We start from the raw sequence: 15,905 nt of genomic DNA on the forward strand, positions 1-15,905 counted from the left end.
TCAGAGCGCCGCCGTCGCCCGGAAGGTGCGCCGGTAGGCGCTGGGCGAGACGCCGATGACGGCCTGGAGGTGCTGCCGCATGGAGGCCGCCGTGCCGAACCCGGCCTGGCGGGCGACCTGGTCGACCGACAGGTCGCTGGACTCCAGCAGGTGCCGGGCGCGTTCGACGCGCTGCTGCGTCAGCCACTGCCCGGGGCTGGTGCCCACCTCCTCCCGGAAGCGCCGGGTGAAGGTGCGCACGCTCATCGCCTCGCGCTCGGCCAGCTCGCGCAGCGTCAGCGGCCGGTCGAGCCGGTCCAGCGCCCAGGTGCGCGCCGCTGCCGTGGTGGCCTGCTGGGGCTCGGGCAGGGGCCGCTGGATGTACTGGGCCTGGCCGCCCTCCCGGTGCGGTGGTACGACCGTACGGCGCGCGCTGGCGTTCGCGACGGCGATGCCGTGGTCGCGGCGGACGATGTGCAGGCACAGGTCGATGCCCGAGCCGACGCCCGCGGAGGTGAGGATGCCGCCGTTGTCGACGTACAGGACGTCCGGCTCGACCCGTACCCGGGGGAAGAGCCTCTGGAAGTGGTCCGTGCTCGACCAGTGCGTGGTGGCGCGCAGACCGTCCAGGTAGCCGGCCGCGGCCAGGAAGTACGACCCGGTGCAGATGGACACGAGCCGGGTCCCGGGGCGGATGCGGGCGAAGGCGGCCGCCATCTCCTCAGGCAGCCGGCCCTCCGTGTGCGCGACGGAACGCTCGTGGGCGGCGGGGACGATGACCGTGTCGGCCGTCTCCAGCGCCTCGGGGCCGTGGGCGACGTGGATCTCGAAGTCGGCGTCGGCGCGCACCGGTCCGGGGCCGTGCGGGGAGCACGTCACCACCTCGTACAGGTCGGCCCCGCCGGAGTCCCTCGCGCCGCCGAAGATGCGGTGGGGGATGCCCACCTCGAAGGGGATCATCCCGTGCTGCACCAGGACGGCGACCCGGTGGCGCGCCGGTGTGCCGGGGTCTGCGTTCCGCGAAGGTGTCTCCATGGATACGGCCATGGCCCGATCCTTGCACAACATGGCCATCCGGCCACTCGTTCCGGGGAAACCGATGCCGGATGCTGATCCGGTGACGCAGACTCCCGAGCTTCCCGCGCAGACCCTGGCCGACAGGGTCCCCGAAGGTTCCCGGCCGTTCCGCACCCCCCGTGTCCACCGCGCGTGGTCGGTGGCCGCCGCCGCCTTCGTCACGCTCATCGGCGCCGCGGGGTTCGCCTCCCTGCCCGGACTGCTCATCGAGCCGCTGAACGGCGAGTTCGGCTGGTCGCGGGGCATGATCGGCCTGGCGGTATCGGTGAACCTCGCCCTCTACGGGCTGACGGCGCCGTTCGCCGCCGCGCTGATGGACCGCTTCGGCATCCGCCGGGTGGTGGCGGCGGCGCTCGTCACCATCGCGACCGGAGCGGGCCTGACCGTCTTCATGACCGCGAGCTGGCAGCTCGTGCTCCTGTGGGGCGTCCTCGTCGGGCTGGGCAGCGGCTCCATGGCGCTGGCCTTCGCGACCACCGTGACCAACCGCTGGTTCGAGCACCGGCGCGGCCTGGTCACCGGCATCCTGACCGCGGCCGGCGCGGCGGGGCAGTTGATCTTCCTGCCCCTGCTCTCCGTCATCATCGAGCACGCGGGCTGGCGCGCGGCGGCCCTGACCGTCACGGGAGCCGCGGTCCTCGTCGCGCCCCTGGTCTACCTGCTGCTGCGGGACCACCCGGCCGATGTGGGCCTCGCCCCTTACGGCGCCAAGGAGTTCGTGCCGAAGCCGGCGCCGGTGACGGGCGCGGCGACGAGGGCGGTCAAGGCGCTGACCAGCGCCGCCCGGGGCGGCCCGTTCTGGCTGCTGGCGGGGACCTTCGCGATCTGTGGCGCCTCGACGAACGGCCTGGTCAAGACACACTTCGTGCCCGCGGCACACGACCACGGGATGCCGGTGACGGCGGCCGCGTCCCTGCTCGCGGTGATCGGCGTCTTCGACATCGCCGGCACCATAGCCTCCGGCTGGTTCACCGACCGCTTCAGCCCGCGGCGGCTGCTGGCCACCTACTACGGGCTGCGCGGGCTGTCGCTGATGTTCCTGCCGGTGCTCCTGGGCGACTCCGTCCACCCGCCCATGGTGCTGTTCATCGTCTTCTACGGGCTGGACTGGGTCGCCACCGTGCCGCCCACCATCGCCCTGTGCCGCGAGTACTACGGCGCCGACAGCGCCATCGTCTTCGGCTGGGTGCTCGCCTCCCACCAGCTGGGCGCCGCATTGGTGGCGTTCCTGGGCGGCGCGGCGCGCGACGCCTTCGGCTCGTACAACGTGGTCTGGTACTCCTCCGGGGCGCTGTGCGCGCTGGCGGCGCTCATGTCGCTGGTGATCCGGCGGCGGACGGAGCCGGGTTCCGGAGCGCTGCCCCTCGCGGCGTAGCCGGCCTTCGCGGGCCGGCCGCGGTCAAGGGGCGAGCCGGCCGAAGCGGCCGCGGTGGAAGAGCAGCGGCCCGCTGCCTTCCGCCGCGCGACCGAGGTCGCGGACCCGGCCGATGACCACCAGGTGGTCGCCGCCCGTGTGCACGGCGTGGATCGAGCAGTCGATCCACGCGGGCACCCCGCGCAGCCGGGGCGATCCCGTCACCGGTGCCGGGTCCCACGCCACGCCCGCGAACTTGTCCCCGCCGCGCACGGCGAAGGAGCGGCAGAGTCCGTGCTGTTCCGCGCCGAGGACGTTCACGCAGAACACCCCGGCCCGGGCGATGCGCGGCCAGCTGGTGGACGTGCGCGCCACCATGAACACGACGAGCGGCGGATCGAGCGACAGCGAGGCGAACGACTGGCAGGCGAACCCGGCCGGGCCGCCCTCCGCGTCGTCCCCGGGCGCCGCGATCACCGTCACGCCGCTCGCGAAGTTCCCCAGCACCTCGCGGAACACCGCCTGGTCCACCGGGGCGCGCTCGTCCGGGCGCACGGCCCGCAGTTCGGGCGGCGGCAGCGGATCCAGCCGCCCGGCCGCCGTCGCGGCCCCGGCCGACCGGAGGTGGCGGACGACGGCGACCGCCATGCCTGCTTGTCCCATCACGCATCCATTGAAACTGACGGGTCGTCAGAAGTGAAGGGCCGGGCGGAGGGCGGTCGAGGCCCCGGGCGTACGGTGCTCGTCATGGGGTGGAATGTGGGGTGGGGGTCCCCGGTGCGGCCCGCGGTCGACCCGTGGGGCGACGCCGGACGAGCGGCGGCGGTCTCGACCTACTGCGCGGTGGTGGCGGTCGCGGCAACGGTCCGCATGGTCCTCCTGCCGTCCCAGGCGTCCTCGGAGCGTGCCTTCGACGAACCGCTCGCCTGCTGCTTCCTGCCGTTCTTCCTCATCCCCGTCTGGGCCTGCGCGGTGGCCGCCTCCCTCCTGCACGCCCTGCCGGCGACGGTGCTGGGACTGCGGCTCGCGGCACGCACCGGACGTCCCCGATGGCTCTGCCTCCTGGCGGTGGAGGTGGCGACGGCCGCCGTGGTCGCGCTGCCCGTCGTGTGGCTCGACGGTCCGTACCTGCTCGCCTGGGCGTGCGTCGCGGGTGCCGGCGCGGCGCCGGTGCTGGTCACCTCGTTCTACGCGGGGCGCAGGGACCCGGAGGGCCGCACCGGGTGGGCGCGGCAACGGCACGTCGCCTTCCAGGTCGGGCTCGTGACGATCGCGGTGATCGGCGTCGTCTTCGCGGGCGGTCTGCTGGCGTACGGCACCGGACTGCTGGAGGAGTACCGGCCGCCGCCGGGGGCCGCTTCCTCCTCCGGGTGAACCCTCCGAGGTGTCAGCGCCCGCGGAAGTCCGGCGGGCGGCGTTCGAGGAAGGCGCGCAGTCCCTCCTGGGCGTCGGCGGTGGTCATGTTCTGCTCCTGCGCGGCCGCCTCGGCGGTGAAGGCCGTCGCGCGGTCGGAGTCCAGGGACGCGTTGACGAGCTGTTTGGTCAGGGCGAGGGCGCGGGTGGGGCCGGCCGCCAGACGTTCGGCGAGGGTGCGGGCGGCCTGGTCGATGTCGTCGGCGGGGACGACGCGGTTGACCAGACCGAGGCGTTCGGCTGAGGCGGCGGGCAGGTCGTCGCCGAGCAGCAGGAGTTCCTTCGCGCGGTGCGGGCCGATCAGACGGGGGAGGAGGTAGGCACCTCCGCCGTCGGGGACGAGGCCGCGGCGGACGAAGACCTCGATGAACTTCGCGGTGTCGGCGGCCAGGACCAGGTCGCAGGCGAGGGCGAGATGGGCGCCGAGGCCCGCGGCGACGCCGTTCACCGCGGCGATCACGGGCTTCTCGCAGTCGAGGACGGCGGCGACGAGGCGCTGGGCCCCGGACCGGATCATCCGTGCGACGTCGCCCGCCACCCGGTCCGCACCGGCCGGGCCGCCCCGCAGATCGGCCCCCGCGCAGAAGGCCCGGCGGCCGGCACCGGTGAGGACGACGGCCCGCACGGCGGGGTCCGCGGAGGCCTCCAGAAATTTTTCGATGAGGCGTTCCCGCAGGTCAGGGGTAATGGCGTTCATCGCCTGGGGGCGGTTGAGGGTGAGCCGGGAGACCCCGTTGTCGGTGACGTGGAGTACAACGGATTCCACGGAGTCGTCACGCTCCGTGATCGTCACTCCACGGGGGGAGTCAGTCATGGGTGTTCTCCAGGCGGCAGACGGCCAGTGCGTCGAGGGCGCAGGCGCCCTGCCCGCGCGGCAGCACCATCAGCGGATTGATGTCGAGTTCGGCGAGGCCGTCGCCGAGTTCGAGCGCCATCCGCTGCACGCGGAGGATGACGTCGACGAGCGCGTCGGTGTCGGCGGGCGGAGCCCCGCGGACCCCGTCGAGCATCCGGGCGCCGCGCAGTTCCCGCAGCATGTCCTGCGCGGTCGCGGCGTCGAAGGGCGGTACGCGGACGGCCGTGTCCCGCAGGACCTCGACGAGGACCCCGCCGAGGCCGGCGGTGACGGTGGGCCCGAAGAGCGGGTCGTGGCTGATGCCGACGACCATCTCCACACCGGGCTCGACCATCTGGCAGACAAGGACGCCGTCGAGGTCCAGGCCCTCGTAGCGGGCGATGTCGGCGAGTTCGCGGTACGCGTCGCGGACCTGGCTGGCGGAGGTGAGGCCGATCTTCACCAGGCCGAGCTCGGTCTTGTGCGCGAGCCGGTCGGCGGACGCCTTCATGACCACGGGGTAGCCCACCAGCGCGGCCGCCCGGACGGCACCGGCGGCGCTGGAGACCAACTGCTCGCGCGGGACGCGGATGCCGTAGGCCCGCAGCAGCTGCTTCGCGGCGTGCTCGCTCAGCCGGCGGCCGGGATGCAGCAGTGCGCGGGCCTTGCGGGCGGAGGAGGAGGGGGTGCGCGGTGCCTCGTCGAAGGGGGAGCGGTAGCCGGCGGTGAAGCGGTGGTGGTTCAGCCAGGCACGTACGGCGGTCACGCAGTTGCCGAAGGTGCGGAAGGTGGCCACCCGGGAGGAGCCCAGCAGAGTCGTCCGGTAGGCCTCCTCGGTGCCCACGGGGGAGCCCCAGATCACGCACACCAGCTTGTCGGTGGCCTCGGCGGCCTCGCAGAGGTCCCGGGCGAGCCGGTCGCTCATCGGCGGGAAGGGGCCGGTGATCGGGCAGACGAGGACGCCGATCGCGGGATCGGCGAGCAGCGCGTCGATGATCTTCCGGCCGCGCCAGTTGCCGACGGGGTGGCCGCCGCTGTCCACGGGGTTGGAGACGTCCAGGTACTGCGGTATCCACTGGTGGAGTTCGGCCTGCCTCGTCCCCGGCAGGGTGGGCAGCGGCAGGCCGGCGGCGGTGGCCAGGTCCGCGAAGTGCGCCCCGGTGCCGCCGGAGATCGAGTACACGGCGACGCCCTCGGCGACCGGTGGCCGGGCCCTGGCCAGCGGGGCGGCGGTGTCCTGGAGTTCGTCCAGAGCGTCGACACGGATGACGCCGAACTGGCGGAAGGCCGCGTCGGCGACGGCGTCGGAGCCGGTGAGCTTCCCGGTGTGGGTGGCGGCGGCACGGGTGCCGGTCTCGGTGCGGCCCACCTTGACCATGACCACCGGCACCCCGTTGCGGGCCGCGCGGTCCGCGGCGAGGGCGAACGAGCGGCCGTCCTTGAGGCCTTCGGCGTAGACGGCGATCGCGCCGACCTCCGGGCGCCCGGCGAAGTAGGAGAGGAAGTCGGCCGTCTCCAGGTCGGCCTCGTTGCCCGTGGGCGCCCAGTGGCTGAGCCGGATGCCGAGTTCCTGCAGGGCGTAGACGGGGCGGCCCTGGTGGCCGGACTGGGTGATCAGGGCGATCGCCGGGCCGGGGAGGTCCTCGCGGAACGGCTGGAAGGCGTTGAGGTTGGTGTTCGGCCCCGGCAGGCGCAGCCCGCCGGCCGCGACGACGCGGGCGAGCCGTTCCTGGGCGGCGGCGCCGGCCTCCCCCGTCTCGGCGAACCCGGAGGCGAAGACGACGGCGAACCGCGCTGTGGCCCCGGTGAGCTGTTCGAGGACGGGGAGCGGGTCGGCGACGAGCAGGACGGCGAGGTCGACCGGCTCGGGGAGGTCTGCGACGGAGGCGTGGCAGGGCAGGCCGAACACGGTCGCGCGGCCGGGATTGACCGGATGGAGCCGGGCGCCGACCCGCCCGGCCCAGTCGACGAGCTGCCGGGTGATGCCGCTGTTGGGCCGGCCCTCGGCGTCGGAGGCGCCCACCACGGCCAGGGACTCGGGCCGGAAGAAACGGTCGAGGTCGGGGACCCGGGCGTGCAGCGGACGTCCGCTGACGTCCAGGTCGTCCGTGCGGCGACCGGGGCCGCCGGTGCCCGCCGCGGGATCGGTGCCCAGCGTGCTGAAGGTCGAACCAAGCATGTGTCCCGCCCGTCCCGCTCGAGGGTCCAGAGAACTGACACAATGTCAGATTACTTAACTGACGATTCGTCAGGAACGGGGGGGAGGCGAGAAACCTGTGCGCTCCACGGGAAAGCGGCCCGGGCGGCCGGCGGGGAGAGGGCCGGCCGTGGAGCCGGATGGGGGTGGCGCGAGATGGGCGGGGGTGCGTGCAGAGGTGGTACGGAGGCCTTGCGTGGGGTCCCGCGGATGCTCGTCCGTACCCTCTCCATGCCCGTCGCGTCGCGTTCGCTACCGCCGTGCCACCGCTTTGGCGATCCGGCGTGCGTCGATGGCCATTTCACGGAACATCCCGCTGATGGGATTGGTGAAGCCGGTGAAGTACAGGCCCGGGGCGTTCTTGTGGCTGCGGCGGCCGTGCGTCACGGGCCGGCCCCGCTCGTCCAGGACGCCGAGGTGGCCGACCAGCGGTTCCAGGCCGCGCCGGTAGCCGGTGGCTGCGATCACCACGTCCGGGGTGATCCGCGTGCCGTCCGTGAGCAGCACCTCGCGTCCTTCGAAGCCCTCGACGGCGGCCACGGGCGCGACCTTGCCGGACCGGACGGCGTCGATGATGCCGACGTCCTGGACGGGGATCGCGCCCTCCCGCACGCGGGAGTAGAGCCCGTTGTCCGGGCGGGGAAGTCCGTGGGCCGACAGGTCCGGCACGGAGATCCGCTCCACGAAGGGCGCGATCGCGTCGACCAGCTTCGTCGGGAAGCGGCGCACCATGATCCCGGTGCGCTGCGCGGGCCATCCGGCCGTGGAGCGGCGCATGATGTGCGGGGGCGTGCGCACCGCCAGCCGGACGCGGGCCGCGCCGGATTCCGCGAGGTCGACGGCGATCTCGGCACCGGTGTTGCCCACGCCGACGACCAGGACGTCCTGGCCCTCGTAGGGCCGGCCGTTGCGGTAGTGCGAGGCGTGCAGCAGCTCCCCGTCGAAGGTGTCGCGCCCGGGCCAGTCCGGGAGGTACGGCGAGTGGTTGTAGCCGGTGGCGAGGACGACGCTCCGGGCGGTCAGCCGGCGGCCGCCCGTGGCCGGGAGCACCCACCCGGTCGCCGGGTCCCCGGCGGGCTCGATCCGCCCCACCTCTATGCCGGTGGCGACGTCCAGCCCGTGGAAGTCGGCGTACTGCTCCAGGTAGCGCACGACGTCGTCGCGGCCCACCCAGCGGCCGTAGGACCGGGGGATCCCCAGTCCGGGGAGCGCGGAAAGGCGTCTGGTCGTGTGCAACCGCAGCCGGTCGTAGTGGCCGCGCCATGAGGCGCCCACCGCGTCCGACCGTTCGACGACCAGGGTGCGCACCCCCCGGTGCCGCAGCGATGCCGCGACGGCAAGTCCGCCGGGGCCGGCGCCGACGACGATGGCGTCCGGCGCCGCCGTGCTCGGTATGGGGGTGGCTGCGGATGCGGAGGTACCGGCGGATGCCGAGGTGTCGGTCATGGCTGCTCCCGTGCCTGCTGGGTGAGGGTCATCACCGGAAGGTAGCGCGCTTTCGCCCCGGCACCTTGCGGAGGTACGACGGCATCCGGTCAACTGACATTCCGTCAGATTCGTTGTTCCGGGGAGGCATGAGATGCAGACGATCTGGCTGACCGGCGCCGAATGGCTCGCCGTCCTGCGCATCGGCCTCGGACTGTGGTGGCTGGAGAGCTGGCGGCACAAGGACAAGAAGGGCTGGTTCGAGCGGGGCACGGGCATCGCCTGGGCCGCCGGCGTCGCCGCCGAACACCGCTGGACCGCCGTCCGGAACGGCTTCTCCGTGCTCGTCGCGCCCCGTCCCAAGTTGATGGCTCACGTCGTCGTCCACGCCGAACTCGCCATCGGGCTCGGCCTGGCCTTCGGCCTGCTGACCCCGATAGCCCTGGCCGGGGGCGCCGTCCTGAACCTGCTCTACCTCGTCCTTATGATCCACGACTGGGCCGAGCAGGGGCAGAACGCCATGATGATCCTCGCCTCCGTCGTCCTCCTCTTCGCCATGGGCTGGCAGGCCTGGTCGCTGGACAGCGCCTTTGGGCTCTTCCTGTGACCGGCCTGCCTGAGCCCGACGCCTTCACGGACACCTACTGGAAGGCCGCGGCGGAGGGCCGGCTGCTGATCCGCCGCTGCCTCGATCCGGGCTGCGGACTCGCCCACCACTATCCCCGGGAGTTCTGTCCGCGCTGCTGGGGCGAGGAGGTCGTCTGGGAGCAGGCCGCAGGCCGGGCCACCCTCTACACCTGGTCCGTGGTGCACGCCAACGACCTCCGGCCCTTCGCCGGACGGGTGCCGTACGTCGCCGCCGTCGTCGACCTCGTCGAGGGGCCGCGCATGATGACGGAGGTCGTCGGCTGCGCCCACGACGCGCTGCGTATCGGCATGGACCTCCGCGTCTGCTTCCGCCCCGCGGCCGACGGCGCCCGGATCGCCATCCCCATCTTCCGCCCGGCCGGGACGGCCGCGTTTGCTTGAATGAGGGCGTGCTGAGGCCAGTGGAGTTGGAAGCGTACGGACTGCTGCTCCGGCCGTGGGAGGAGACGGCCGACGACCTCGAAGCGGCCCTGCGCGGCCTCGGCGACCCGGACTTCCGCCGCTGGAACACCGCACACGCCCCCGACCCCGACGAAGCGGGGGCGCAGGGTTTCCTGAGGCGCAGGCGCGACGGCTGGGCGGCCGGGGACCTCGCGTCCTTCGCCGTCACCGAGGCCGGTGTCGTGCTCGGCCAGGCCGGGATAGGGGCGATCGACCGCACCATGCGCGGCGCCCGCGTCAGCTACTGGATGCTGTCCGAGGCCCGTGGCCGCCGCGTCGCCTCCCGGGCGCTGGAGGCGGTGACCCGGTGGGCCTTCCGCGATCTCGGGCTGCACCGCCTGGAGTTGGGGCACGCCGTCGGCAACGAGCCCTCCTGCGGCGTCGCGCGGCGCTGCGGCTACGTCCTCGAAGGTGTCCTGCGCGATGCGATGGTCGACCTGTCCGGCGCGCTCCAGGACGTCCACCTGCACAGCCGTCTGGCGACCGATCCGCACCCCTGAGCTGCGCGGTGGCACGGTCGCGCGGGGATTTGCCGTGCCTTGGGGCAATCTTGTGCCGATCGGGACATGTGCTTTCCCGATCGCGAGGGGTGAGTTGGCTAGGGTGCGATCCGCCCCTCGCGCGCCGCGGACCCGTACACGGGTGCGGCCACGCGCCGCACGGCCGTCGCGCGCCGTGCTGTCCCGGGGCCTCGGAGTTCTGCCAGGCGCACCCGGTGCGGTGCGTCCCTTGTTCGTGAATGGGGTGGGGATGTCCGGTCACCGGATGTCGAAGAAGCGTCGTTACATCGCGTGGGCGGTGGCCGCTGCCGCGGTGCTCGTGGGCGGGGGAGTCGCCGCGGAGGCCTCGATGGCGACCACCGTGTCGCGTCCGGCGCCCAAGGTGTTCACCGGGCGGGCGTTCGACACGTGCACGGCGCCGTCCGCGTCGGCGATGAAGGCGTGGCACAACGGCTTCTACGGCGCGGCCGCCGTGTACGTCGGCGGCAAGAACCGGGGGTGCGCGCAGCCCAACCTCACGGCGTCCTGGGTCAAGTCGGTCAGCGCCACGGGCTGGAAGCTGATCCCGCTCTACGTGGGCGCGCAGCCCCCGTGCCAGACCAGCCGCAACCCGGAGAAGCTGACCGCCTCCACCGCCGCCTCGCTCGGAGCGAAGGACGGCGCGGACGCGGTGGCCAAGGCGTCGGCGCTGGGGATGAAGGCCGGCAGCCCGGTGTACCTGGACATGGAGTCCTACGACGTCGCCAACACCTCGTGCAACAACGCGGTGCTCACCTACGTCCGGGCCTGGGACAAGGCGGTGCACGCCAAGGGCTACTGGGCCGGCTTCTACGGCTTCCGCAGCTCCAGCGCGAAGGCCGTCGCCACGACGACGAACCGTACCGACATGCCGGACATCCTCTGGTACGCGCTGTGGGACGAGCGCAAGACCACGACCGCCGACTGGCCGTTCGCCACGTCGCTGTGGACGGGCCACCGCCGCGGCCACCAGTACATGGTCAACAGCAAGGAGACCCGCGGCGGTTACACGATCACCGTGGACCGCAGCGACTGGGACGCCCCGGTCGCCATCACCGGCTGACGCCCCGGGGCGGGGACGCAGCGGCGCGGGCAGGTCCCGCGCCCCTCATCCCCGCCCCAGCACCACCGTCCCCGAGGAGCAGAACCAGCCCCCCGTCCCCGAGGCCACGGCCAGCTGCGGCAGCGCCCCGCCGGCCTTGCGTACCTGCCGCTCGCCCCCCTCCCCCCGCAGTTGCCGCACCGCCTCGACGATCAGGAACAGCCCCCGCATGCCGGGATGGCAGGCCGACAGCCCGCCCCCGTCGGTGTTGACGGGCAGCGGCGACCCCGCGACGAAGGGCCCGCCCTCCCCCTTGGCGCAGAAGCCCAGGTCCTCCAGGGTCACCAGGGTCATGTAGGTGAAGGCGTCGTAGATCTCGGCGAGGTCGATCTCGTCCGGGGTGACGCCCGCGCGCGAGAAGGCCTGCGGCCCCGAGACCGCGGCGGGGGAGACCGTGAAGTCGTCCCACTCCGACATCGTCGCGTGCGAGACGGCGGTGCCGGAGCCCAGCACCCACACCGGCGGCCGTGCCGCGTCCCGCACGTACTCCGCGGCGGCCAGGAGCACCGCGCAGCCGCCGTCGGAGCGGACGCAGCAGTGCAGCTTGGTGAACGGGTCGGCGATCAACGGCCCGGACAGGACCTCGTCGACGGTGATCGGTGTGCGGTACATCGCGTCGGGGTTGCGGGCCGCGTTCGCCCGGGCCCGGACGGCGACGGTGGCGAGCTGCTCGGCGGTGGTGCCGTACGCGTGCATGTGGCGGCGGGCGGCCATCGCGTACTTGGCGATCAGCGTGTGCCCGTACGGGGCCTCGAACTGCAGCGGTTCGCGCGCCCCGAAGGACAGGTTGGCGGTGCGCCGCCCGGCCCTGAGGTCGGCGCGGGCGGTGGAGCCGTAGGCCAGGAGCACGACGTCGGCGTGCCCGGCGGCGATCGCGTCGGCGGCGTGCGCCGCCATGACCTCCCAGGTCGCCCCGCCCACGGACGTCGAGTCGACCCAGCGCGGCCGCAGTCCGAGGTACTCGGCGACCTCGACCGGCGCGAGCGTGCCGAGCCCGGCCGAGGCGAATCCGTCCACGGCCGACCGGGGCAGCCCGCTGTCGGCGAGCGCGCGGCGTGCCGCCTGCGCGTGGAGGGCGTAGGGGGTGGCGTCGTCGACCCGGCCGCAGTCCGACAACGCGACCCCGAGGACGGCGACTTCGCGGCCGTTGCGAGTACCCTGACCCTGAGCCATGAATCTGACGGTACATCAGGTATGGGGTTTCCGGACGCCTCCGGACGCCCCTGGGTGGGAGGAGAGCTCGCCGTGGACGCCGCCTTCACCGAGGAGCAGGAAGAGATCCGCCGCACCCTGCGCGAACTGCTCGGCAAACGCTGCGGACCGGACGAGGTGAAGTCCGCCGCCCGCACCCCCACGGGCCACGACGCCGGCCTGTGGCGGCTGCTGGCGCAGTCGCTGGGCCTGCCCGGCCTCGCCCTCCCCGCCGCGTACGGGGGCGCCGGCTGCGGCCCCACGGAACTCGTGCTGGCCTGCGAGGAGACCGGCCGGGCGCTGCTGCCCTCGCCGCTGCTGGGCACGGCCGTGCTCACCGCCCCCCTGGTCGAGGCGCTGGGCACCGACGCCCAGCGCCGGGCCCTGCTCCCACGCCTCGCCTCCGGCGAGCCCGCCGCCCTCGCCGCGCCCCCGGTGGCCCTCGGCCTCACCGGCCCCAACACCGGCGACTGGGCGGGCGGCGGCCGCGCGGGGGGCGTGCAGGCCCGCCGGACCGACGGCGTCTGGCGGCTGTACGGGCAGGCCGACCAGGTGCTCGGCGGCCCCGGTGCCGGGCTGTTCCTCGTGGCCGCCCATACGGGTGGCTACGCCCGCAGCCGCATCCGGCTCTTCCTGGTCCCCGGTGACGCCCCGGGCCTGGTCCGCAGGCGGCTGACCGCCCTGGACGAGACCCGCCCGCAGGCCCGCGTCGAACTGCGCCACGTCCCCGCCGAGCCGCTGGGCGGGGAGGACGCCGCCGATCCGCGCCCCGCACTCGCCCGTACGGGTGTCCTGGCCGCCGCCGCACTGGCCGCGGAGGCCGTGGGGGCGGCCTCCAGGGCGCTCGCGGGCACCGTGGAGTACGTCGCGGTCAGGGAGCAGTTCGGGCGGCCTGTGGGGTCCTTCCAGGCCGTCAAGCACCGTCTCGCCGACCTCTACGTCCAGGTCCAGGCGGCCCGCTCGGCCGCCTACTACGCCGCCTGGGCCGTCGGGAGCACCCAGGAGCAGGAGCAGGAGCAGGAGCAGGAGCAGGAGGAGGAGCAGGCGCCGGACGCCGCGGTGGCGGCACCGCTCGCGCTCGCCCAGGGTCTGGAGGCGCTGCGTGCCGCGGCGGGACAGGCCGTCCAGTTGCACGGCGGCGTCGGTTTCACGTGGGAGCACCACGCGCACCTGTACGTGAAACGGGCCGCCTCCGACGACCTGCTCTTCGGCCCCGTGCACGCGCTGCGGGCCCACGCGGCCGAGGGCGCGGGCCTCTTCACCGCCGCTGCCACCGCCACCACCCCCGCCGCCACCGTGACCACGACCACGACAACGACCCGGGGAAGGGCGGCGGCATGAGCCTGTTGCGGACGGTGGTGCAGAAGGTGTCGTCGACCCGGCTGTTCGCCGGGGTGGGGCCACATGTCGTGCCGGCGGTGGACCGGTTCGTGCACCGGGCGACCCGCGGCAGGGTGCTGCTCAGCGCGCGCATGCTGCCCGGGTTGGTGCTCACCGCCACCGGAGCGCGCAGCGGTCTGCTTCGGCGCACCCCGCTGGCCTGCATGCCGGAGGAGGGCGGCACCTTCGTGCTGGTCGGCAGCAACTTCGGCCGCACCGACCACCCGGCGTGGACGGGGAACCTGCTCAAGCACCCCGACGCCGAGGTCAACTGGCGCGGCCGGGACCTCCCCGTGCGCGCGGAGTTGCTGACGGGCGGCGAGCGCGAGGCGGTGTGGGCGGCGTTGCTGGAGTTCTGGCCGCCGTACGCGACCTACGCGCGGCGCGTGGAGCGGCGGATCCGCTTGTTCCGGCTCGTCCCCAGGGAGCCGGGCGGCGGGGCGCCCGGGAAGCCGTAGCGCGGGTTCGCAGGAGGGAAGCCCCCGGAAAGGACAACGCGGGCGCCCGGGCCGGCAACCTCCCCCGAGGACCGGTGGGCGCCCGCGTCGTTGCAGGCAGGACTTCGACGTGAACGTAGATCAACAATGCCGCCGGAGGCGGGCGTCAGCGCCGCGGCGTCACCGCGTCGGCTTCTTGCCCGTCACGCCGAGGTGCACCAGCAGCGAGAGGTTCGGCTTCAGTTCGGCCTGCTTGACGCCCCAGGTCTGGAAGCCCTTCTGGTGCGCGGCGACCGCGGCGAGCATCGCGACGAGGGATCCGGCGACGGCTGCCGGGCTGACATCCTTGTCGACCCGGCCCTTGCCCTGGAGCTCCTTGATCGAATCAGAAAGGGAGTTGGTGAGGGGGTTGAGGATCTTCATGCGGATCTTGTAGAAACGCTTGTCCCCTTCGGCGGCGCCCAGGTCGACGACGCGCAGGATGGCGTCGTGCTTGCGCCAGAAGGAGAGGAAGCCCTCGACCAGTTCCTCCGCCGCCGTGGCGCCGGACTTGCCGGCCCAGGATCGGCCGGCGACGAGGTCCGTCAGCGCGGCCCCCTCCTTGGCCATCTCCTCGGCGAGCTCGAGGACGGCGCCCTCGACGTCGGGGAAGTACTGATAGAACGTTGCGGGGGAGGTACCCGCCATCCGGGCGACGTCGATCACCTTGACGTCCCGGTACGGCGACGTGCTGAGCATTTCGCCGAGGCAGTCGAGCAGCTTCTGCCGCGTCGCCTGTCCCCGGCGGCCTGCCACACGGCCGTCGACGGTGCGAACTTGTCCTGTCATGCCGTCAGTTTACGGGCTGGTGATCAGCGCGCGATTCGATGCCTGCAAATGGGGAAGGCCATGTGTTCGATTTCTCCTCGGGCGCAGCGGGGGATCCGCCGATAACGTGTCAAGCCAGACACTCCGTCGATCCATGCGAATCCCCACGTGAATCGGGATCGCCGGTCGCATCATCGGACGAATCGAGGACGAGATGGCCGCACACCCCGAGGGCACCCCCTGCTGGGCCGACGCCATGCTCAACGACCTGGAGGCCGGCAAGCGCTTCTACGGCGAGCTGCTCGGCTGGACCTTCGGGGAGGGGGAGGAGCAGTACGGCCAGTACACGCAGGCGTACGGCCCGGACGGGAAGAACGTCGCGGCCCTCTCCCCCAAGCCGGACGGCCGGATGCCGACGGTGTGGAACGTCTACCTCGCCTCCTCCGACATCCGGGCCACCGCGAGCAGGATCCGCGACTCCGGCGGCCAACTCATCCTGGAGCCCATGGCGGTTGGGCCCTTCGGGACGATGCTCATGGCGGCCGACCCGGGCGGTGCGGTCTTCGGGGTGTGGCAGGCCGGCACGCACGGGGGCTTCGAGGTGACCGGCGTCCCGGGCTCCTACATCTGGACCGAGGTCTACACCCGGGAGACCGAGCGGACCGACCCCTTCTACGAGCAGGTCTTCGGCTTCGGCGGCAAGCGGATCGAGGACGAGGCCGTCGACTTCCGGATCTTCGTCCCCCAGGGCCGGGAGGTCACACCCGGGAACGCGGTGCTCGGCCGCTTCCGGATGGGGGAGGGGTTCCCGGCGGAACTGCCCGCGCACTTCATCGTCTACTTCGCCGTCTCCGACGCCGACCGCGCCGCGGAAACGGTCACGCGGCTCGGGGGCCGGGTCACGATGGGTCCGATGGATTCGCCTTTCGGCCGTTTCCTCCTGGCCGCTGACGACCAGGGTGCCCATTTCGCCCTGATCGACCCCGCTACCACGGTCGGCGGGAAGCCGTCCTGAACGCACCCGGATCCGCAACCGAATCGAAGGTAATCGCGTGTCGACACCGCCCCGGGTTCGCAACTGATACTCATCCCAGGAAGAAT

At 73.2% G+C, this 15,905-nt stretch carries 16 protein-coding genes; 9 read left to right on the top strand and 7 right to left on the bottom strand.

From position 1 onward, the window contains the following. The gene (locus tag ACFZAU_RS34950) at positions 1 to 1,026 is read right to left on the bottom strand and encodes a GlxA family transcriptional regulator (protein WP_500555504.1); all 1,026 of its coding nucleotides are present in this window, start codon (positions 1,024 to 1,026) and stop codon (positions 1 to 3) included. 70 nt (positions 1,027 to 1,096) lie between these two features. Here ACFZAU_RS34950 and ACFZAU_RS34955 point away from each other — a divergent pair, with 70 nt between their 5' ends. Next, positions 1,097 to 2,431, top strand: a complete 1,335-nt coding sequence (locus ACFZAU_RS34955; RefSeq protein WP_500555505.1) for an MFS transporter — start codon at positions 1,097 to 1,099, stop codon at positions 2,429 to 2,431. Positions 2,432 to 2,455: 24 nt separating this feature from the next. Here the strand turns inward: ACFZAU_RS34955 and ACFZAU_RS34960 are convergent, their stop codons facing one another. Further along, positions 2,456 to 3,073 (bottom strand): flavin reductase family protein, encoded by a 618-nt coding sequence (locus ACFZAU_RS34960; RefSeq protein ID WP_500555506.1) that lies wholly within the window; start codon positions 3,071 to 3,073, stop codon positions 2,456 to 2,458. Between the two features lie 84 nt (positions 3,074 to 3,157). On the opposite strand from ACFZAU_RS34960, the gene ACFZAU_RS34965 reads away from it, so the two are divergent. After that, positions 3,158 to 3,784 carry a hypothetical protein gene (locus ACFZAU_RS34965; protein WP_500555507.1) on the top strand — a complete coding sequence of 209 codons (627 nt, stop codon included), beginning with the start codon at positions 3,158 to 3,160 and terminating at the stop codon, positions 3,782 to 3,784. Positions 3,785 to 3,797: 13 nt separating this feature from the next. Here ACFZAU_RS34965 and ACFZAU_RS34970 read toward each other — a convergent pair whose 3' ends face one another. The 3 genes from ACFZAU_RS34970 to ACFZAU_RS34980 form a co-directional block, all read right to left on the bottom strand. After that, entirely contained in the window at positions 3,798 to 4,637 is an 840-nt protein-coding gene (locus tag ACFZAU_RS34970) for an enoyl-CoA hydratase/isomerase family protein (RefSeq protein WP_500555508.1), read from the bottom strand. Next, a complete protein-coding gene (locus ACFZAU_RS34975; protein WP_500555509.1) occupies positions 4,630 to 6,837 on the bottom strand; it encodes an acetate--CoA ligase family protein in 2,208 nt (735 codons plus the stop codon). Before ACFZAU_RS34975 ends, ACFZAU_RS34970 begins: the two co-directional genes overlap by 8 nt. Positions 6,838 to 7,107: 270 nt before the next feature. Then, the gene (locus ACFZAU_RS34980; protein WP_500555510.1) at positions 7,108 to 8,301 is read right to left on the bottom strand and encodes a flavin-containing monooxygenase; all 1,194 of its coding nucleotides are present in this window, start codon (positions 8,299 to 8,301) and stop codon (positions 7,108 to 7,110) included. Positions 8,302 to 8,434: 133 nt separating this feature from the next. Between ACFZAU_RS34980 and ACFZAU_RS34985 the strand changes: the two genes are divergently transcribed. From ACFZAU_RS34985 to ACFZAU_RS35000, 4 genes are all read left to right on the top strand, one after another. Further along, on the top strand, positions 8,435 to 8,887 hold the full coding sequence (locus tag ACFZAU_RS34985; protein WP_500555511.1) for a DoxX family protein: 453 nt from the start codon (positions 8,435 to 8,437) through the stop codon (positions 8,885 to 8,887). Then, complete coding sequence (locus ACFZAU_RS34990) at positions 8,884 to 9,309, top strand: Zn-ribbon domain-containing OB-fold protein (RefSeq protein WP_500555512.1); 426 nt, start codon at positions 8,884 to 8,886, stop codon at positions 9,307 to 9,309. Before ACFZAU_RS34985 ends, ACFZAU_RS34990 begins: the two co-directional genes overlap by 4 nt. A gap of 8 nt (positions 9,310 to 9,317) precedes the next feature. Beyond that, a complete protein-coding gene (locus tag ACFZAU_RS34995; protein WP_500555513.1) occupies positions 9,318 to 9,869 on the top strand; it encodes a GNAT family N-acetyltransferase in 552 nt (183 codons plus the stop codon). A 250-nt stretch (positions 9,870 to 10,119) separates the two neighbouring features. Further along, a complete protein-coding gene (locus ACFZAU_RS35000; RefSeq protein ID WP_500555514.1) occupies positions 10,120 to 10,950 on the top strand; it encodes a glycoside hydrolase domain-containing protein in 831 nt (276 codons plus the stop codon). Positions 10,951 to 10,995: 45 nt separating this feature from the next. On the opposite strand, the gene ACFZAU_RS35005 is transcribed toward ACFZAU_RS35000, so the two are convergent. Further along, on the bottom strand, positions 10,996 to 12,162 hold the full coding sequence (locus ACFZAU_RS35005) for a thiolase C-terminal domain-containing protein (protein ID WP_500555515.1): 1,167 nt from the start codon (positions 12,160 to 12,162) through the stop codon (positions 10,996 to 10,998). Between the two features lie 72 nt (positions 12,163 to 12,234). On the opposite strand from ACFZAU_RS35005, the gene ACFZAU_RS35010 reads away from it, so the two are divergent. Together ACFZAU_RS35010 and ACFZAU_RS35015 are read left to right on the top strand one after the other, a co-directional pair. Continuing rightward, the gene (locus ACFZAU_RS35010) at positions 12,235 to 13,521 is read left to right on the top strand and encodes an acyl-CoA dehydrogenase family protein (RefSeq protein WP_500555555.1); all 1,287 of its coding nucleotides are present in this window, start codon (positions 12,235 to 12,237) and stop codon (positions 13,519 to 13,521) included. Further along, positions 13,518 to 14,018: a nitroreductase/quinone reductase family protein gene (locus ACFZAU_RS35015; protein ID WP_500555516.1), complete on the top strand. Its 501-nt coding sequence runs from the start codon at positions 13,518 to 13,520 to the stop codon at positions 14,016 to 14,018. The genes ACFZAU_RS35010 and ACFZAU_RS35015 overlap by 4 nt, the downstream gene beginning before the upstream one ends. Positions 14,019 to 14,177: 159 nt before the next feature. On the opposite strand, the gene ACFZAU_RS35020 is transcribed toward ACFZAU_RS35015, so the two are convergent. Beyond that, positions 14,178 to 14,825, bottom strand: a complete 648-nt coding sequence (locus ACFZAU_RS35020) for a TetR family transcriptional regulator (RefSeq protein WP_089222431.1) — start codon at positions 14,823 to 14,825, stop codon at positions 14,178 to 14,180. Positions 14,826 to 15,018: 193 nt separating this feature from the next. Here ACFZAU_RS35020 and ACFZAU_RS35025 point away from each other — a divergent pair, with 193 nt between their 5' ends. Further along, entirely contained in the window at positions 15,019 to 15,819 is an 801-nt protein-coding gene (locus ACFZAU_RS35025; protein ID WP_500555517.1) for a VOC family protein, read from the top strand. The last annotated feature ends 86 nt before the right edge of the window (positions 15,820 to 15,905 follow it).

The sequence above is a fragment of the Streptomyces sp. NPDC008238 genome, from assembly GCF_042956445.1.
Lineage (GTDB): Bacteria > Actinomycetota > Actinomycetes > Streptomycetales > Streptomycetaceae > Actinacidiphila.